Origin of the sequence: Pantoea sp. BL1, from assembly GCF_000963985.1 — a bacterium.
In the GTDB taxonomy this organism is placed as follows: domain Bacteria; phylum Pseudomonadota; class Gammaproteobacteria; order Enterobacterales; family Enterobacteriaceae; genus Pantoea; species Pantoea rwandensis_B.
In genome coordinates this window covers 35,497-52,642 of the sequence record NZ_JZRH01000007.1, presented here as the reverse complement: position 1 = coordinate 52,642, position 17,146 = coordinate 35,497, and the positions used below count along the sequence as shown (strand labels likewise).

Below are 17,146 nucleotides of genomic sequence, written 5' to 3'. Positions count from 1 at the left end.
CAGTTATTTACAGGCGAAATAATGGCGCAGCAACTCAGGGATTTAAGGGTGATGCTACTCACCTGAAACATTGTTGTTTCCACCCGCAGGGCACTGATGCGCTCTTCTGTACGGATACCATTTTTCCCATGCAGCTTTTCAGCTTTTCAGCGCTCCTGCCGGGCTGCATGCGCTGCAGTTGAGTCACCCGTACCCTCATCCGCTTCATCTCTCTGACGGATGGCAGGCTGGATGGAGAGCCTGTCTGTGACCCGGCTGATGCAGATGGTCGCGCTGGCTGCCATCACCTTTGTTTCTGAGTCAGGGTGGCATCTTAAGTCAGGTAATGGCGCCGCGATTCGGAAGATGACGGGCTCCAAGCACCATCCCGCCGGTCGGATCCCTGAGCCCCGCACTCGTGGCTGCGCTGGGTAACGGACTGACCCGCGTCTGTGTGCCGGTCGTGCTGCTGCCGAGGTCACACAATGGCGTGAATAATCCCTCCCATCTTTATGAAATCCTTAATGATTTTTACGATGCCTTAGCGACTTCCCGCAGGAAAAGATTTTCAGTCCGTATAAGCTTTATTTTTTTACATGTGAGCTGATGAATTGAAAGCATTGACCTCAATGCGCTGCATGCCATTGTTTGCCCTGAGCCTTTTTTCGGCGGGGGCCCCGGCCAGCGTAGACATATTTACCGTTCCTGATGATCCTTCCACGGCTGAAAGTGATTTTGCAGGTAACGTTCAGGGCAGCTACGCCCATCAGGGAGGTAATTCCCGTACGTCCACCCTTTCGGCTGATTCAACGCTGACCTGGTTTGATAGGGCGAACGCTTACAGCCTCTGGGGAGAAGCCTACAACTACAGCTCTGATGACACCCGCTCCTCCGAGAAATATCAGGCGGGCCTGCGCCTGCGGCATAACCTGGACGGCAAAAATTTCCTTTTCGGACAGAGCGGGTGGTCAGGCGACAGATTCAACGGGTACCGAGGCCGCTACACCGCGGTAGCCGGATACGGCAGGCAGATATTCAGCGGGCCGCTTCATACTATGCGCGCTGAGGTTGGCCCTGGCGTCAGGCATGATGAGTTCACTGACGGAAACGAAACGACCAATGCGCTTGCCTATACTGCCCTCAGCTATTCTTACAAACTCACTGACGCTGCTTATTTTATACAGGGCGTTTCAGTGCTTGCTTCCAGGGATTCCACTCTCAATTCCGAAACCGGCCTGAGAGTCGACCTAAATAAAAGGTTCGCCCTGAAAGTGACGTATAACTACACGCACAATTCCATGCCGCCTTCCACGGCGCCGGATAAAACCGACACAAAAACGCAGGTGTCCATTGTTTATAACATTCCCTGATGCAGCGATGTTGCATTCCGGAACCGGGACATCAATTTTCGCTCCCCCTGGAGATACCTTATCAAACCACGCGTTCGGCCTGACATCCTGTCTGATACGCTGATGGCTTCTGAGGAGATGAAGATGAGAAAAATGGTTCTGCTGCTAGTGGCGTTAAGCTGAACAGTACCACTTTCCGACGGGATATGGCCCTAGCGGCGGGTCCGGAGGCAGGTCAGGCTGACGTTCAGCATCTGCGTAATACAGACAGCAGGCGGAATCAGCGGCCTGCCTGATGATGGACGTTCGGCGGGCCTCAGACAGTAAGATTGCTCCCTGAGGTTAGGTGAACTTCAGCAGGGGGAATGATGCAGTACGTTTGCCCCCCTTCCGGGGGCACCGCCGAAAACCTTCCACTCCAGGGGCTGACACACAGTCACATGAACGATGTCAGATTGTTTCCAGAGCATCACTTCCGTCCCGGAAAGCAGGGAGTTTAGACGCGCTTCAGCGGTGGCCACCTTCCGCTCAGTCGGCTGACCTCAGCCAAAAAAGTCCGGATAATAACAGTAGCCCAATGCCGGACATACAGCGCGCCGGCGACCATGTGTATGCGCATTGGTAATCCGCCCGTCAGCGCAGCTTCAAATAATGGCCAGTAAGACCGTTCTGACGCCGGGATGATTTCTGGTCTTAAAAGCTTTAACTGTATACGGCCTTATGGCGACTGCGTAGTGTCTCAGAGAAAAGGTCAGACTTCATGCTTCACGCAAAACTCGATGTCAGGAATATTGTTCTGAGAAAAAAATTTATCCGCGACAGCGGAAGTTATGTCAATTGTAAGCCTAATGCGCTGAATATGAAATTCGGTGAAAAACCTTCAGGCCTCCCTGAACGGAAATGATTACCCGGACTCTTACCCTTCGTTAATGATTTCAAAAAGGTAATTAAAGGTGAAGATACTGGTCATCTGCAGAGACAACATAGGCGACAGCATACTTGCCACGCCGCTCATTGCGCACCTGTCCGCCATCCACGGAGCGACCACAGATGTGCTGACAAACAGCTATGCATCGCCGGTGTTCAGCCATAATCCGCAAGGTGCATGAGTACAGCAAATCCAAACACTGTAAAACCTGATCAGCTTTATCATGGCTGCCGCCGTACGAATAAAAACCATATTCAGGCTGAGAAAGGAAAAATATGACGCGGTGATTATCGCTAAATCGTCCTGGGATTCGCATTCGGTCAAGTGGGCTGCCGGCATAGACGCAAAGCGCGTTATCGCATTCGGGGATGAAGCACATCCGCTGATTGACAGGCGTGTGTCCCGGGCTGAGGGCACCCTGCACGTTGCTGAAAGGCTTTTCAGGCTAGCTGCAGCCGTAACGGACGCACCGCCGCTGCGCCGGTTTAACCTCGGGAAGAGCAGCGTCTACCCGGCCCCTGATCTGGTAAAGAAGTTCAGGTTGACCTGTGGCGTTACGCCGGATGAGCGAATTATCGCCCTGCAGATAAGCGCACGAAAACCGGGCCAGCAGTGGTCCGCCGGTAACTTTATCACGCTTGCCCGCCTTATCGCTGAGCGCTACAGATGCCGCATGTTTCTATTCTGGTCACCCGGCGACAGCTCGAACCCCATGCACCCGGGCGACGACATTAAGGCGGAATACATCACCGGACTGGCGGCAGGCTACGGACTTGAGGCCGTGCCTACCCGCACGCTGGAAGAACTCAAAGCCGCGCTCTCCCTGTGTTCAGCAGTGGTGAGCAGCGACGGGGGGGGGCCGTACATGTTGCAGCCGCGCTCGGATTACCGGTCGTGGCATTATATGGCAACAGCGATCCGGCACACTGGCATCCCTGGCATGTGCCTCATCAGACTCTGAGGGGCAGCCGTGAACACGTGAATGACATCAGCCCGGAAGACGTCATACGTGCGATCGAGCCGCTTATCAACTCGTCTGGTGAGCCAGGCACCGGTGCATGGATTTCTGCCTCGCCTGCCAGTGCCTGAACTCAGCCCATTATAAATCCGGACCGCCTGTGTGGGGCTGTCCGTCCTGCTAATACTAACTGTAGCGGGTAGCAATAGCAGAGCACTTCATCTGACCAGCAGGCGCTCACTTAGCAACAGGGCTGGCGGATACCATTACCAGAGATCACGGCGTCAGTTCTGACAGCAGGTTGTCAGAGCATGCCGGTTGGGCCTGGCAGCTTGAGACTCCTGAAGGAAATTATCCCGTGCCACCCGTTAATGTGCAGGAGGTTTCTGCAGGTGTGTCCTACACCATGCCCATCTGGTTAAAATTGAACGTAAAAATCGCGAATATAATTTGAAACGCTTCGGCCATCACAGGGACGAGAGAACAGATATCCCTGAAAAAGCCATACGCCTCGTTCCCGCAAATACTGGAATTGCGCGGGAGTTTCAATGCCTTCCGCAATTACGGGAATAGCCGTGATTGCGGAAATATGCAGCACGCTCTCCAGCACTGCTTCCCTGACCCCCCCTGCCATACTGTAGCCAGTAAAATCCTTGTCAATTTTCAGGTAATCCGGATTCAGCTGTGTGATGCTGGAGAGATTAGAGTATCCCGTTCCGAAATCGTCTATGGCAACATGTAGGCCGGCTTTGCGTAACAGGGCGAATTTTTCGGACAGCTGTTCTGTCAGGCTGAAGCTCTGACGTTCGGTAATCTCAACAAGCACGTCCAGTCCATAGCGCTGTGCATGTTCGGTAAACTTCAGTAATCCACGAAAGGTTTCGGGGTTTTCGACGATTTCGGAAGTGATATTCACGGCGAGATAGAGGCCTTTTTCTGACAACATAGCAAAATCCTCCCGCACCTTCTCCAGCAGCTGTAAAGTCAGCTCCCCAATCATTCCACTCTGTTCGGCAAGCGGTATAAAAAGCGCCGGCGAGGCCTCATTCCCCTTTTTATTGCCGCACCGCATGAGGATTTCCAGCCCCGCCACCTTTCTGTCTCGCGTACTGATAACAGGCTGATACACCGGGTAAAAGCTTTTTTTGTACAGATAGTATTTCAACGCAAACCGCGGCGTGTTTATCAGACCGGTGCTGACATAAGTCAACCAGCCCGCCAGCAGGCTGACGCCAAGAATGAAAATAACAACCGCGCGGCTGTGGAGAAGAAGCCTGCGGATGTTAATGGAGTCAGATGAAACCAGCACAAAGGGATATTGTGAACTTTTCCAGGCATAACCCGCAGGACTCAGCTTCATGAAATCCTGTAGAGGATAGAAGGCAGCATCGGGGGAAATATAGCGAAGCGCGTCCCGCACAAAATAACCATTAACAGCTACGCCGGTTAAAGAGGCGGACGATCTGAAATAAACCAGGTAATAAATGTATCCGTCCTCATGTTTCATTGTCGTGTAAAAACGGACATGGCCTTCTGAATAGGAGACTTTCCTTTCCGACAGTCGGCCTTCGAGTGATGAGCAACCCGTACCGTTCTCCGGATAGAGATTTACGGAGCGGATATGGGGATTCACTGCCACGATATGACGCAGCCGCGTGAGCACTTCATTCGTACAGGCACCTTCTTCAAAAGGCTCCGCGGCGCGGCTGACGGTTTCGGCTTCCCTATAAAGAGAGGCGACATAGTCGCTGGCCCGCTGATTTTTGTCTTTCCGGGCCTGCTCTTCCGTTTTGCTGAAGTGACTCAATACGGTCATGACGCCCGCACACAGCAGCGCGAGCGTCATGATGACCGCTGCTGTCAGGCGCTCGTATGGCCGTATAACCGTTAGAAAATCACGTTTGGCTCCCATCCTGTTGACTCCATAGCCGGATGTTAATCAGCTATGTTAACCTCAAAGGCTGATATTACCCTTAAATTTCAGAGCGCGTGGTTACATAACCAGTGCTTGTTCAGCCATTCAGCGAATACTGAATGGGGACATCACTGCGCAGACTCTGCATTTAACTGATTTTACCATTGAATGACTGAACTCGGGTTTTCAGGTCATTAATATGCTCAGCGCTGATATCTCTGAAGAAGTCACTGTCATCTTTTTTGCTTATCATCTGCGCCAGGGCTGATAGCCACGCGGTGCTGTCATCAGATCTCGCTATGATTGAAATCATCTGAGCCCGTTCTTTCTGTGTGTCATGTGTTCCGGCGCTGATAAACTCAAGCTGCTGCTGAAAATATTGATGGTCAGACTGATTACCGTACTGTCGGACAATGTCCAGCGACCTGCTGATCATGTCACGCAGCAAATCATCCTGTGCGTACACTTTGGCGGAGATAAATTTATCAACTTTGCTGAAGCTTTGCGCCTGAGTGGCCTCCGGAACGAACGACTCAACGAGCTTACTGAGTATGTCTTTCGTGACTGCCAGATCCATTGATAACGTGGTGGCGTTTCCTGAGCCATCATACGACTGCAGCGCTTCAGCAATAAGGCCGGACATTTCTTCCCGGGAAAGGAATGAATCCGCCTGGAGCGATGGAAAGTATTCATCCACGTCATTACTGATGCCATTTACCTGATTTCTGCTCTGACTGATAATGCTGTTATGCAACTGGAGCAGGTCATTCATGTTTTTGTCGATCACATCCTGACTCAGCGATGGTGTAAAAGTACACTAACTGGCCTTCAGCAGGCTGACATCCTCTTCCGGCAGGGAGATATCATATCCGTCTCTTTCCGGTTTGACTGAAAGGTCCGCGGTGATACCGTAATTTATTACTGTACTGACCATGATCGTCTTCCTTAAGATGAAATAAGTCCTCATTGGATATCGGCCGCCACTGCTCAGACATAAAGCTTTTTTATTTCAGACTCATGGAAGCGGACGATCACGCCAGTCCGGGTACCGCGGTGTGCCCGAAAACGGATTGAGGAATACGCATTTGCGAAGTCCAGTGGTAGTTAGCGGCTCCTGTCTGTGCGATGAAGTAGCGTTTATACTTTATGTCAGACCTCTGAAATACTATCGCATTCACTGACCCCGAAAATGTCGATGCTTAATCAGGAATAATCGGATTCAGGTTGGTTGTTTATTCTGGCAACCAGCAGATTTTTCGGCGAATTGGGATGGGGTCATCCACCACAGCGCAGAATGGGGACGACTCTGGTTATAGTCTATGCGCCAGGCCTAGATTTTGCACCGGGTATCCTCCATGGAAATAAACCAGTTCTCGTTCAGACACTCCTGACGCAACCTGCCGTTGAATGATTCCACCATGGCATTATCCGTGGGCTTACCTGGCCGTGAGAAGTCAATCCGGATATTACGTTCTTAACCCACTAATCCAGCATTTTTCCCGCAAATTCAGAGCCATTATCTGTTTTCAGGCGCTTCGGTAACGGACGACTCATCGCGATGACATTCAGCATCTCAGCCACTTCTGAAGAGCGCATGTTCTGGCCTAAGCAGATCCACAGACATTCGCGCATGTTGAGATCGATTACCGTCAGCAGGCGAAGCCGCCGACCATCCAACAGCGCATCAGAGACAAAATCCATCCCCCATACGTGATTGGGATACAGCCTCTGCGCCTGGGGTTGACGTTTCAGCGCAGATTTATTGCGGCGTGGGCGTTTTAGCCGCAGCGATAATCTCTGCTTGGGGTAAAGCCGATAAATACGCTTGTGATTATCGCGCCAGCCTTCCTGTTTCAATATGTCGTGAACCCTGCGGTAGCCATAGTGGACGCGGGTTTCGGTTATCTCCCTGATGCGCAGCCGCAGCGCGCTGTCGTCAGCCGCAACGGAGCGGTAACGGTACGAACTACGGCTGATCTTAAGCGCGAAACAAACCTGTCTTTCACTGGCGCCGTAGCGGGTCTGCAAGTCCCTGACCCACTCGCGCAGGCGTGCCAGCGTCAGCTCTTTTTTGCCAGAACGTCTGCAGCATGGCCTTGTCGAGTCTCAGATCTGCAACCAGCTTCTTCAGGCGTAGGTTTTCCTCCTCGAGCTGCCGCATATGCTTCAGTTCTGAAGGAGAAATCCCGCCGTACGTTTTGCGTCAGATGTAGAACGTGGCATCGGAGATGCCCAGCTTGCGGCAGACTTCCGGTACGGGCGTACCCAGTTCAGCCTGCTTCAGGGCAAAGACAATCTGCTCTTTGATGAATCGTGACTTTTCATCGGCGCAACCTCCGCTCAGGTAAGTGAATATCATGCCGGAATTCTGTTTCTGAATGGAGCAGGATTTCTGTACAGGGTCATCTCGATTATACTTCGCTTGCAGCCAATTCAACATAACATTCGTTGCCCCCTTTCCCGCATTTGGGAAGGAAAATAGTTTAATGATGACAAAACTTTCCAAACTGATAGAACGCCATCAGCCCGGCAAACTCCTGAATCATTACATATAAAAAGTAACACAACCGTTGTACAGATCCTCAATCCAGCCGTCAGGCAAATAAATCGCGACGTACGGTAAATTCTTAACAGCTGTCTTTCCATCACATCAGGATGTAACTTTTGATTTTGTATCATCAGCCATTCGATATCCTGGAAAATCACCCGGCTAAAAAGTTTCCTGTTCTTGGCTTGGTTTAGCCAGCCACTGATATGCCTTTTTCTCCCCTGAAGAGTGACGTTGTTTCCTTCCTTGTGAAACATCCTCACCGACACCAGAAGAGTGACCTCACCGATGCGATATCCATCTTTAACGCCCTGCTACCTGAGCTTGCCTTCGCTGCCGCACATGCGGATCTTCTCCTGCACGATGCACTTCATCGCCCGCTTGCCCGGCTCCATATACTCGCGCGGATCGTTGGCGTGTGGGTGCTCTCCGAAGAAAGCTTTTACCGCATCGGAGAAGGCGATTTTCAGTTCAGTCGCCACATTCACTTTACAGATACCCAGTTCAATGGACTGCCGCAGCATCGCCTCAGGAATGCCCGATGCGCCATGCAGCACCAGCGGAATATCCACACGCTCGCGAATTTGCGCCAGGCGTGCAAAATCCAGCTTTGGTTCCCCCTGATACATGCCGTGCGCCGAGCCGATGGCGACGGCGAGAGAATCAATGCCGGTGTGCTGCACGTATTCTGCTGCCTTGAGGGGATCGGTAAAAAAGCTGTCCTTGTCATCCACCACGATGTCGTCTTCCTGACCGCCGAGGCGTCCCAGCTCAGCCTCAACACTGGCATCGTAGCGGTGGCAGAGGCGCACCGCCTGCGCCACTTTTTCAATGTTCTGCTCAAAGGCGAAGTGCGAAGCATCCATCATCACCGAGCGCACGCCCGCCTTCACTTTAGCTTCGATATCCGCCAGATCTTCATGATGATCGAGGTGCAGCGCGATGGGTAAATCGTACTTCTGTGCCGCCTGTTCACAGATCGCCACCAGATAACCCAGTCCGGCATATTTGTAGGTGCCCGTGGTGCCCGCCATAATCACCGGCGATCCCAGTTCCGCTGCAGTTTCGGCGATCACCTGCACGGTTTCGAGGTTGTGGACGTTAAACGCAGGCACGGCGTAACCGCCCTGCTGCGCCTTGATTAACATGGCGCGATTAGAGACGAGATACATTAGGCCTGTCCTCCGACATTAGTTGAGAAGTCGAGCATGATTTTGCCGCTCATGGGTTTTCCGTTGAGATCGGCGACGGCACGGGCATAAACATCAGCATCACCCTGTACGGCGATGAGTGCAGAGAGATCGATCTTTCCGGCTTCAAACAGTTCGGTAGCCTGTGACCACTCCACGCCGGGCCACGCCCCGGAGTAGTTCATCCAGCTGCCCAGCACCTTCAGCTCTTTACGCAGGATCTGGCCAAAGGTGGCGCTGCTCAGGTTGAGATCTTTGTGCAGGGTGCCAATCAGTCCCACCTGCGCCTGCGGCCCGGCAATCTGGATGCTGAGTTCTACCGTCTGCGGTGCCCCGGCGGTTTCCAGGATCAGTTGGTCAAAGCGGCGATTGCTCATTTCACTCTGGATGTCGCTTGCGCTCATTTCGGCGCTGTTAAAGACGTAATCCGCGCCCAGACGCTGAGACAGCGCCAGTCGTTCAGGATTGATATCGATGGCGGTCACCGAGCGTGCGCCCAGCGCTTTAGCGCACTGCATCGCCAGCAGGCCGATGGTGCCTGCCCCAACGATAATCACCTCTTTATCGCGGCAGCCGCCTGCCAGTTCAATGGTGTGCAGGCTGACCGTCATCGGCTCAAAGAACGCGCCTTCAACGGGCGAGGTGTTGGCCGGAAGGCGGAACAGGTTCTGGCGCGGCACCACGATGAACTCCCGGTTACCGCCGTCGCTGCGTGATCCAATGAAGTGGTAATTTCGGCACTGTGACCAGAGCTGGCGGCGGCACTCTTCGCAGTCAAAGCAGGGTTGCAGCGGCACGCAGGAGACCAGGTCGCCAACGTCAAGGTCACTGACGCTCGTGCCGGATTCCACTACGCGGCCGCAGAACTCGTGTCCCAGCGTGATGGGATAAAAATGTGCGCCTGCGTGAAAGATGCGCGGAATATCTGAACCGCAGAGTCCGGAGCAGATGACCTGCACCAGCACATCATCTCTGGCTTCAATCTGAGGCAACGGCTGTTGTTCAACCGTAACGCTGCCTCCGGCGTGAATCACGACAGATTTCATGGGGTAAACTCCGGGAAGTACGGGGAACTCGCCCCCGTCGGTTATTTCGCTAAAGAATTACTCTGAGAAAGGGTGTTATCCGGCTCTGGCTGTGGCTGCATTGCCTGGCGCGCTCTGCGCCATGTCAGCACGACGCCCAGCAGATAAACCGTACCAATCACCACCAGCGCGGTGACGTTCTGCCAGGTCAGGAACTGGATCAGGAGATAGGTCACCGGTGAACCGCCCTGGTCCAGCGAGGCCACCTGGCTTCCAGCCTTAAGTGCGCCCGCGTTGGCAGCAAGCTGGGTATGCAGCCCGATAGTCTGGGTGGCAATCCACAGCGTCATGCCCATGATGATGATGCCGGAGATCAGGGTGCGGAACAGGTTGCCCTGGTGTACGGCAACGGCCATGGCCACGAAGAAGCCGATGGTGGCCAGGTCGCCGAACGGCAGCACACGGTTGCCCGGCACGAACACGGCAATCAGGATGGTCAGTGGAATAAAGATCAGGCTGGCGGAGACCACCGAGGTGTGGCCCAGCAGCAGCGCCGGATCGAGGCCAATCAGGAATTCCTGACCACCGAATTTTGCCTGCATGCGCTTTCGGGCCTGTTTAGCAATCGGGTTGAGGCCATCCATAATGGGTTTGATCACGCGTGGCATCAGCAACATCACTGCGCCGGTTTTTACCGCCAGCTGCAGCACGCCTTTGACGTCGTAGCCTGCCAGCAGGCCGATCACGATACCCATGATGAAGCCGACAGTCACCGGCTCACCAAAAGCACCGAAGCGCTTCTGCACGTCATCAGCGCTGAAGTGAATACGCTTCAGGCCCGGGATTTTATCAATAATAGTGTCTACCAGTACCGCCACCGGCCCCATATAGGCAGAGGAACCGTGCGGGATGGCGATACCATCAAGATCGAAGTAGTTTCTGGTATCGCGCGCAAACCAGTCACCCAGTTTGTAAACGAAGGCCGCATGCAGCACCACGCCCAGAATGCCCAGCCAGTATGAACCCGTCGCCAGATGCAGCATCGCGCCGGTGAATGTCATGTGCCAGATGTTCCAGATATCGACGTTCACCACGCGCGTCATGCGGGTGACCAGCATCAGGATGTTCACTACAATCGCAATCGGAATGGCGACCAGCGCAATCTGTGACGCCCAGGTCATTGGCGACGATCCCGGCCAGCCGACATCGACCACATCGAGGCCAATCTCAAAATTGGCCGCCATGGCTTTGGCGGCAGGTCCGATAGAGTCCAGCATCAACCCAATCACCAGCCCAATGCCGACAAAGCCGATGCCGATAAACAGTCCAGACTTAAAGGCATCGCCCACTTTCATCCCGAGGCAGACGGAGAAAATAATGATCACGATCGGCAGCATCACTGTCGGGCCGAGATCGAGGATGTAACGCATGATTTCAGTAAACATAAGCTTACCCCTGAAGAACGGTCAGGATTTTGTCGCGCAACGCATCAATACCCACGCCTGAGATGAACGGCATGCCGTGCACCACCGGGATATCACCAAACTGACGGTCAACGCGGGCCGTGGTACAGATCAGGTCCACACCGTCCATGTAGGTTTCGATCTCGTTAACGCGGCACTGCACGATTTCGACGGTAATGCTGTTCTCTTCACAGAGATCTTTGATTTCCTCTGCCGCCATGGTTGAGGTGGCTACGGCGCCGCCACAGGCGACAATCACTTTACGTTTCATTGTTTTTCTCCGGGTGCAGGGTCAGGTGTTGTTATCAGGCCGCCGGTGCGAGCAGGCGGTGGGTAAAGCAGTCGGCCAGTTCGCTCTCAGGCGCGCTTAGCAGACTTTCGATAAATTCAGGCTGCTGCAGCTGGCCGAACAGCGCCTTGAGCAGGTTCAACTGCTGTTCAGGGTGCGTGACGACCAGCGCAATAATTAGCTCGGCGCCGATCGTGCCGTCATCGTCCGCCTGCTGAAACTGCACGGGCGAGGCGGGACGGATCAGATAAATCGCCGGCTCCACAGCATGTGACGCATCACAGTGCGGAATGGCGACGGCGTGCCCGTCCAACGCAATACCGGTTGGATAGGCGGCTTCACGTTCCAGCAACGCCGCCGGATAGCTGTCACGACAGATGCCGTCGCGCACCATTTTCTGGCCGATGTGATTCAGCGCTTCTTCGGCATCCATAAAGCTCAGGCCGGAGGAGACGAGAAGGCGGTAGTTATGCATGGCTTACCTCTTTTTGCAGGTTCAGTTCAGGTTCACATCCGAACGCGTAGTCACGCAGGACATCCTGAATCTTGTCGATGATGAGGGTGTGGGGATCCGCGCTGATGCTGCCATTCAGCACGCGATCGAACTGTTTAGGCAGATACTGGCTTAGCAGACCGAGCGGCAGCTCCACGCCGTTAAGATTGTCTTTCAGCGCGTCAAAGGCACTGACAATGCGCGCATTTGGCCAGTAATAGCGGATGCGGTCTGAAAGGCTGTAGTGAATGTCCACCAGCGAGTCGGAGAACGCCGGGCGATAGTACTTTTTCCAGTAGCCCGGTTCGTTCAGCATCACCTGGTCGATGACCGCGAGGATCTGGCTCTGTTTTTCAGGTGCAACCAGGGTTTTTTCGATTTCAGCTAACGCAAAGATGGCCTCGCGCAGGGCAAAGGTCAGCGCCGGACCGACTTTCAGAATGGCGAAGTGATCTTTCACCAGCGCGCGATAGGCTTTTCGGGTCTGGTAGTCAGTTGAGTGAGCTTCATACACCACCGGCGTTGACTCAATAAATGTGCTGAGCTCACGCGCTTCAGCCGGGGCGTAGTGGATCACACTGCTGTGATCAAACTCCACGCCAGGCTGCACCACCAGCCCGATAATGCGACCAATCGCGTCATCTAAGCCGGCGGCACGGAACGCTTTATGATGTACATCCAGCGTGTATGCCGCATCTTCTGGACGCGTAACCTGTACCTCGTTGATTGCGTGCGCTTCGCCGCCCGGTACCGGCACTTCGGTGCCGATGATGTAGGTCAGCGCGGCCTTCTGTTCTGCTGTGGCCGTTTCTTCCGCCATACGGCACAGTTCTGCGGCACGCTCGGCGACCACGTCCGGCGACAGTGGAACCGGGTCATCCGCACAGGACATCGAAGCATCGAGGTGAATCTTACTGAATCCCGCTTTCACATACGCCGCGATCAATACGCGGGACTTCTCCATCGCCTGCTCTGCCTTCTCGCCCTGCCAGACGTTGGGTCCCAGGTGGTCGCCGCCGAGAATCAGGCGTTCAGCCGGGAAGCCGACGCGCGCGGCGATACCCAGCACGTAATCACGGAAATCCTCCGGCTTCATACCGGTGTAGCCACCAAACTGATTGACCTGGTTGGATGTCGCCTCGATCAGGACCTGTCGCTGAGTGTGCAGATCGAGACGCAGTGCCGCTTCAATAACCAGTGGATGTGCGGAACAGACTGAGCAGATACCGCAATCAAGACCGTCTTTGTGCTGCTGGATGATTTTCTTCATTTTGTCCTCCGAAAGTATGCTTATCACCATCACAATCTTTCGTTTTTAGCACAATTCCTTTCTTTTATTTATGTGATCATGATCTATATATTTCCGTATTGCTTCTTTATTTTTCGTTTTAATTATCTGCTGTGATGGCAAAACTAAAAGGCCAGATGAAATATTTCCTATTTAATTCAGTATGTAACTCAATAAAATGTCGGTAATTCTTGTATTAAGCCCTCACTTCTAATATTGCCGTTTTACTTTCTTATCCTTTCGTTTTAGGATTGGTTTTCATCTAAGGGGATCGTTTATGAATGCGTTTGAACGCAGAAACAGGATTGTTGATATGGTCAACAGCACCGGCAGCCGGCTGGTGACGGACATCTCTGCTGAACTAGGCGTGACGGAAGTCACGGTGCGGGCCGATATTCGTCTGCTGGAAGAGCGGGGACTGGTCACCCGATTTCACGGCGGTGCGGCCAGTATTGAGGCTTCGGCTAACGACGCCAACGCATCTCATACTGAAGTGAGTCTCAATGAACGTTATCAGCTGGCCGCTGATCCCAAACAGCGTATCGCCATCGAGGCCGCCAGGCTGGTGAAAGAAGGGGATACCGTGATTCTCGACAGCGGCAGCACCACCAAGCTGTTAGCCGAAGCGCTGGCCGAGCGGCAAAATATCACGGTGATCACCAACAGCCTGCCCGCCGCCACCATCCTGTCTGACAACAAAGACATCATCCTGGTGGTGTGCGGTGGGACCGTGCGCCATAAAACCGCCTCGCTGCACGGCAGTATTGCCGAACTGGCATTACGCGACGTGTCGGCCAATCTGATGTTCGTGGGAGCGGATGGATTAGACGTCGAAAACGGGATCACGACCTTTAATGAAGGGTTTGCCATCAGCGCGGTGATGGCGGCCGCCTCCAGACAGGTGATTGTCCTGACAGACTCCTCCAAGTTCGGCCGTAAAGGATTTAATCAGGTTCTTGCGCTCGACAAAATTCATACGGTGATCACCGATGAAGATGCGCCTGCTGAGGCGCTGGCAGAACTGAGGAAAAAGGGTAAGACAGTGATTGTGGCATGAGTGTGTCGCTAACCCAGGCCTACTCTAGGCTTTCATCCAGATAGCGAGCTTTGCGTTTATACACCTCAGCGTGATAACGCTGATAGATCTGCCGGTATTGTTCGCTGATAACTGGATCAGGCGCGATCGTCTCACCCTGTTCAGAGGTAAGCCATTCTGGGAGTAACTGTGACAGGGTAACCGTTTCGGCATGATACGTACTGTTGCGATAACACCAGTGCGCCTGAATGGCGGCACCCAGTGCTGCCGCGTCGGGTACGGTCGGCCGGGTTACGGTGAGCCCGGTAATATCGGCAATCATTCCGCACCAGGCTCTGCTGTTTGCGCCGCCGCCAATAATAGTGACGCTGTCGAACACCAGCCCTCTGGCATTGAAAATCTCAATGCCCTTGCAGAGATTGAAGGTCACCCCTTCGACCACCGAGCGTAACAGGTGCGGTTTGGTAAAGTTCGCCATCGTCATCCCCGAGATTTCTCCACGCGTACCGGGCAGATTGGGCAATCGCGCACCGTTCAGCCACGGAAATGAAAACAGCCCTTCCGCTCCGGGTTTACTCGCCATCAGGTAGTTGTCGAAATCTTTAATGTCGATATCCATCAGGTGCCTGTAGCTATTGATGGCGTTGGTCACGTTCATCGTGCTGATAAGCGGCAGCCAGGCTCCGGTCGAGGAACAGAAGGTATTGATGTCCTCAAAGCCGCTGCAATCGATCTGTTCGGGCTGGCAGGTGGATAGGGTTCCTGATGTGCCCAGACTCATCGTCACCTGGCCGGGCGCGATATTGCCTGTGCCGATCGCAGACATCATGTTATCGCCGCCGCCACTGGACACCACTATGCCGGTTGAAAGCCCCAGATACGCGGCAGCCTCAGCACGAAGTAAGCCCTGTGCGTGATGGGAAGCCATGATTTCGGGTAGCTTAGTAATCAGGCCGGGGTCTATCAGTTCCAGGACCGAAGTACGCCAGGCTTTCAGCCGGGTATCGAAATAGCCGGTTCCGGAGGCATCACCCGGCTCGGTACGAAAATGGCCGGTGAGGAAATAATTGAGATAGTCATGTGGCAGCATCACTTTGTCGATGCGGGCGTAATGGGCGGATTCATGCTGCTTAACCTACAGCAGTTTGCCCAGCGTAAAGGCTACCGGGACCGGGATACCAATGTCAGCACTCAGGCTTTGGCCATAAACGGACTGATATGCCTGCAGAAAATGCGCCAGCTCGGAAGCACTTTCCGTATCGCACCAGAGTTTCGCCGGACGGATCACGGCGTCATGCTGGTCGAGAATCACCAGTCCATGTTGCTGCCCTGAAACACCCATCCCGATGATTTTATCGTGACCAATGCCCGTTTTTTTTTATCACATCACGCACCCCTGCCCGCATGGCATTGAGCCAGTCAGCGGGATGCTGCTCTTTCTGTCCGGGTCTTTCGTTCAGCAGAGAGTGGGCATGAAAACTGGTTGCCAGCACGTGCTGATTTTCTGCATCCCACAACAGCACCTTGGTGCCCTGCGTCCCACAATCAATTCCCAGAAACATCGCTTCCCCGGCATATAGTTAACATTTATGACCAGTTAGGGCCTGTAAAAAACCCGCGAGCTGGAGGTGCTTTCCAGTGACCATAATAAGTTGTGTGACTCTGAAATCAATGGTCAGCACTCACCGTGTGAAAGAACATCATGGCGTAAAAGAAATTCAAGGTGCTAGCCATGCAATGAAAGACGCACCATTAATGACTTGAGTCTATTCTAAAAACAATCGCTAATTATGCTGCAGATATTGGCATTATCAGGGCAGGCTGCGAATTCATTGTGTGCTATTAGGTCTGCCCTGCAACTCAAAGGCTAGGGAACGGACTCCTCTTAGTATTCAATAAATGCAGTGTGAGAAAATTTGATGTTCTTGTCGCTCTACTCTAATAGGCTACTAAAGTTTCAAATATAATATCCACTTTGTACGCTTATCATACAGCCTCAATTAAAAAGTTGCTTTAAGATATAACGCTTAGGTCGCATTAAATTCGAATGGCGCAGAGTTTGATTTGGACTTAAAGGCGGAACCGCTCACTAATATTTCATTTAAATCCCGGGATGAATTTTTTGTGGTGGCTAAATTGCCAAACTCAGGTTCGCTCTGCCCAGTCAGCGTTATTTGAGTTGAGAACCGACAAATCATAACCCCACCAAACGCCTCACTCTCATAAAAACCTTCCAGGATAATCCCCTTCTATCTCATGAACATCATCATAATGGCCAAATAACCGATAGCGATTCTGTGCAATACGATTGTAAATAAAGTCAGTAATAAAATCAGGCAGAAAACGAATTAAAGACAACACCTTCCAGGGCCACGGCATAAATGCCATTGCCCGGCATATCGCCTGTGACCTGAGCCAGTGTTGATTCTGATTAATCAGAACGATTGTTCGAATATTTTCATCGGGCAAGCCGGCATATCTCAACAGCGTTTTACCCTTCTCACTCTGAATGGCTACAAAGCGTATTTTGCGATCGATGTGATGGCTCAGCAAAATAATAACCCAAGCATTGCACAACTTACAGACACCATCATAAATGATGACTTTATCCCCGGCATTGAGAAAGGGCGGCATCGACATAACGATTTTTCCATTCGATAAACAGTCAGTACGGCACATCTTACT

At 53.0% G+C, this 17,146-nt stretch carries 15 protein-coding genes and 2 pseudogenes; 4 read left to right on the top strand and 13 right to left on the bottom strand.

What is annotated here, in order from left to right; genetic code table 11:
• Positions 1-590 precede the first annotated feature (590 nt).
• From VH86_RS04805 to VH86_RS26330, 3 genes are all read left to right on the top strand, one after another.
• A complete protein-coding gene (locus VH86_RS04805) occupies positions 591-1,349 on the top strand; it encodes a YdiY family protein (RefSeq protein WP_052696550.1) in 759 nt (252 codons plus the stop codon).
• A gap of 1,130 nt (positions 1,350-2,479) precedes the next feature.
• A complete protein-coding gene (locus tag VH86_RS04800) occupies positions 2,480-3,217 on the top strand; it encodes a glycosyltransferase family 9 protein (RefSeq protein WP_052696548.1) in 738 nt (245 codons plus the stop codon).
• Entirely contained in the window at positions 3,151-3,345 is a 195-nt protein-coding gene (locus tag VH86_RS26330) for a hypothetical protein (protein ID WP_197080193.1), read from the top strand. The genes VH86_RS04800 and VH86_RS26330 overlap by 67 nt, the downstream gene beginning before the upstream one ends.
• A gap of 287 nt (positions 3,346-3,632) precedes the next feature.
• Here VH86_RS26330 and VH86_RS04795 read toward each other — a convergent pair whose 3' ends face one another.
• The 9 genes and pseudogenes from VH86_RS04795 to gatZ form a co-directional block, all read right to left on the bottom strand.
• Positions 3,633-5,126, bottom strand: a complete 1,494-nt coding sequence (locus VH86_RS04795; RefSeq protein WP_045832103.1) for an EAL domain-containing protein — start codon at positions 5,124-5,126, stop codon at positions 3,633-3,635.
• Between the two features lie 151 nt (positions 5,127-5,277).
• Positions 5,278-5,916: a hypothetical protein gene (locus VH86_RS04790; protein ID WP_156150559.1), complete on the bottom strand. Its 639-nt coding sequence runs from the start codon at positions 5,914-5,916 to the stop codon at positions 5,278-5,280.
• Positions 5,917-6,348: 432 nt separating this feature from the next.
• A pseudogene (locus VH86_RS25460) lies at positions 6,349-7,488 on the bottom strand (IS3 family transposase).
• Positions 7,489-7,991: 503 nt separating this feature from the next.
• The gene (locus VH86_RS04770; protein ID WP_045832101.1) at positions 7,992-8,849 is read right to left on the bottom strand and encodes a tagatose bisphosphate family class II aldolase; all 858 of its coding nucleotides are present in this window, start codon (positions 8,847-8,849) and stop codon (positions 7,992-7,994) included.
• Positions 8,849-9,913: a galactitol-1-phosphate 5-dehydrogenase gene (gatD, locus tag VH86_RS04765; RefSeq protein WP_045832100.1), complete on the bottom strand. Its 1,065-nt coding sequence runs from the start codon at positions 9,911-9,913 to the stop codon at positions 8,849-8,851. Before gatD ends, VH86_RS04770 begins: the two co-directional genes overlap by 1 nt.
• A gap of 41 nt (positions 9,914-9,954) precedes the next feature.
• Entirely contained in the window at positions 9,955-11,337 is a 1,383-nt protein-coding gene (locus VH86_RS04760) for a PTS galactitol transporter subunit IIC (RefSeq protein ID WP_045832099.1), read from the bottom strand.
• Between the two features lie 4 nt (positions 11,338-11,341).
• Positions 11,342-11,626 (bottom strand): PTS galactitol transporter subunit IIB, encoded by a 285-nt coding sequence (gene gatB, locus VH86_RS04755; RefSeq protein WP_045832098.1) that lies wholly within the window; start codon positions 11,624-11,626, stop codon positions 11,342-11,344.
• Positions 11,627-11,660: 34 nt separating this feature from the next.
• On the bottom strand, positions 11,661-12,119 hold the full coding sequence (gatA, locus tag VH86_RS04750; RefSeq protein ID WP_045832097.1) for a PTS galactitol transporter subunit IIA: 459 nt from the start codon (positions 12,117-12,119) through the stop codon (positions 11,661-11,663).
• Positions 12,112-13,407 carry a tagatose-bisphosphate aldolase subunit GatZ gene (gene gatZ / locus VH86_RS04745; RefSeq protein ID WP_045832096.1) on the bottom strand — a complete coding sequence of 432 codons (1,296 nt, stop codon included), beginning with the start codon at positions 13,405-13,407 and terminating at the stop codon, positions 12,112-12,114. The genes gatA and gatZ overlap by 8 nt, the downstream gene beginning before the upstream one ends.
• Before the next feature lie 295 nt (positions 13,408-13,702).
• On the opposite strand from gatZ, the gene VH86_RS04740 reads away from it, so the two are divergent.
• Positions 13,703-14,482 carry a DeoR/GlpR family DNA-binding transcription regulator gene (locus VH86_RS04740; RefSeq protein WP_045832095.1) on the top strand — a complete coding sequence of 260 codons (780 nt, stop codon included), beginning with the start codon at positions 13,703-13,705 and terminating at the stop codon, positions 14,480-14,482.
• Between the two features lie 19 nt (positions 14,483-14,501).
• On the opposite strand, the gene VH86_RS26070 is transcribed toward VH86_RS04740, so the two are convergent.
• The 4 genes and pseudogenes from VH86_RS26070 to VH86_RS04730 form a co-directional block, all read right to left on the bottom strand.
• Positions 14,502-15,242, bottom strand: a complete 741-nt coding sequence (locus tag VH86_RS26070; protein ID WP_231647145.1) for an FGGY-family carbohydrate kinase — start codon at positions 15,240-15,242, stop codon at positions 14,502-14,504.
• 90 nt (positions 15,243-15,332) lie between these two features.
• A pseudogene (locus tag VH86_RS26065) lies at positions 15,333-15,803 on the bottom strand (FGGY family carbohydrate kinase); the annotation flags it as partial.
• A 10-nt stretch (positions 15,804-15,813) separates the two neighbouring features.
• Positions 15,814-16,023, bottom strand: a complete 210-nt coding sequence (locus tag VH86_RS26270) for an FGGY family carbohydrate kinase (RefSeq protein ID WP_052696546.1) — start codon at positions 16,021-16,023, stop codon at positions 15,814-15,816.
• Between the two features lie 658 nt (positions 16,024-16,681).
• On the bottom strand, positions 16,682-17,101 hold the full coding sequence (locus VH86_RS04730) for a DUF393 domain-containing protein (protein WP_045832094.1): 420 nt from the start codon (positions 17,099-17,101) through the stop codon (positions 16,682-16,684).
• Positions 17,102-17,146 lie beyond the last annotated feature (45 nt).

What these genes read in the sequence shown, in the direction of transcription:
- gatA (WP_045832097.1), bottom strand. Translation starts at nt 12,119, where the DNA reads ATGCATAACTACCGCCTTCTCGTCTCCTCCGGCCTGAGCTTTATGGAT.
- VH86_RS04740 (WP_045832095.1), top strand. Translation starts at nt 13,703, where the DNA reads ATGAATGCGTTTGAACGCAGAAACAGGATTGTTGATATGGTCAACAGC.
- VH86_RS04800 (WP_052696548.1), top strand. Translation starts at nt 2,480, where the DNA reads ATGGCTGCCGCCGTACGAATAAAAACCATATTCAGGCTGAGAAAGGAA.
- VH86_RS26070 (WP_231647145.1), bottom strand. Translation starts at nt 15,242, where the DNA reads ATGAGTCTGGGCACATCAGGAACCCTATCCACCTGCCAGCCCGAACAG.
- VH86_RS04795 (WP_045832103.1), bottom strand. Translation starts at nt 5,126, where the DNA reads ATGGGAGCCAAACGTGATTTTCTAACGGTTATACGGCCATACGAGCGC.
- gatZ (WP_045832096.1), bottom strand. Translation starts at nt 13,407, where the DNA reads ATGAAGAAAATCATCCAGCAGCACAAAGACGGTCTTGATTGCGGTATC.
- VH86_RS04770 (WP_045832101.1), bottom strand. Translation starts at nt 8,849, where the DNA reads ATGTATCTCGTCTCTAATCGCGCCATGTTAATCAAGGCGCAGCAGGGC.
- VH86_RS26270 (WP_052696546.1), bottom strand. Translation starts at nt 16,023, where the DNA reads ATGTTTCTGGGAATTGATTGTGGGACGCAGGGCACCAAGGTGCTGTTG.
- gatB (WP_045832098.1), bottom strand. Translation starts at nt 11,626, where the DNA reads ATGAAACGTAAAGTGATTGTCGCCTGTGGCGGCGCCGTAGCCACCTCA.
- gatD (WP_045832100.1), bottom strand. Translation starts at nt 9,913, where the DNA reads ATGAAATCTGTCGTGATTCACGCCGGAGGCAGCGTTACGGTTGAACAA.
- VH86_RS04760 (WP_045832099.1), bottom strand. Translation starts at nt 11,337, where the DNA reads ATGTTTACTGAAATCATGCGTTACATCCTCGATCTCGGCCCGACAGTG.
- VH86_RS04730 (WP_045832094.1), bottom strand. Translation starts at nt 17,101, where the DNA reads ATGTCGATGCCGCCCTTTCTCAATGCCGGGGATAAAGTCATCATTTAT.